Below are 509 nucleotides of genomic sequence, written 5' to 3'. Positions count from 1 at the left end.
AGAAGAGCGCCGCGATCAGCGCGCTCGCCAGGCAGGACAGGGCGCGACGGTGGCGGCTGCCGTTGGGTCGGTACCAGAGGAAGCGCCCCGCCGTCAGGGCGTAAAAGACGGCGCAGGCGACAGCGATGGCGGACAGGGTAGGAGTAGGGTGAAGGTCGGTCATTTCTTTTCCCCAAAGGCGCGAGAAATGGCGCTCAGGTCAAAGTCGGGCGCCTTGTCCAGCAGCTTCAACGCCAACGGCACGATGACGACGGCGCCGACGAGGGCCGGCAAAAAGGTCTCCTTGGCCAGCTCGCGGGCCACAATCTCGCCCGCGCCGCCGTAGCCGCACAGACCAGACACAAGGAAGGACGCGAAGCGCTTCCAGGCGGTGAGGTCTTTCTTGGTGCTCGCCACCAGGGCCGCGCCCATCACGGCGCCAAAGGCGGCATTGGCGTCGATCAGAGGCAAGATTTGCGACAAAGCCGTGCCCGCCACCAGCGTGGTGGCCACGGCGGTTGATACGGTCG

1 protein-coding gene is annotated in these 509 nt (G+C 66.2%); it reads right to left on the bottom strand.

Features of this window, described 5'->3' with window-relative positions:
- Nucleotides 1–159 precede the first annotated feature (159 nt).
- Complete coding sequence (locus KVT32_RS27635) at nt 160–492, bottom strand: putative holin (RefSeq protein WP_371825627.1); 333 nt, start codon at nt 490–492, stop codon at nt 160–162.
- Nucleotides 493–509 lie beyond the last annotated feature (17 nt).

It is taken from the genome of Achromobacter sp. GbtcB20 (genome assembly GCF_019091095.1).
GTDB classification, from domain to species: domain Bacteria; phylum Pseudomonadota; class Gammaproteobacteria; order Burkholderiales; family Burkholderiaceae_B; genus Achromobacter; species Achromobacter mucicolens.
This window is presented reverse-complemented; position numbering and strand designations above follow the sequence as displayed.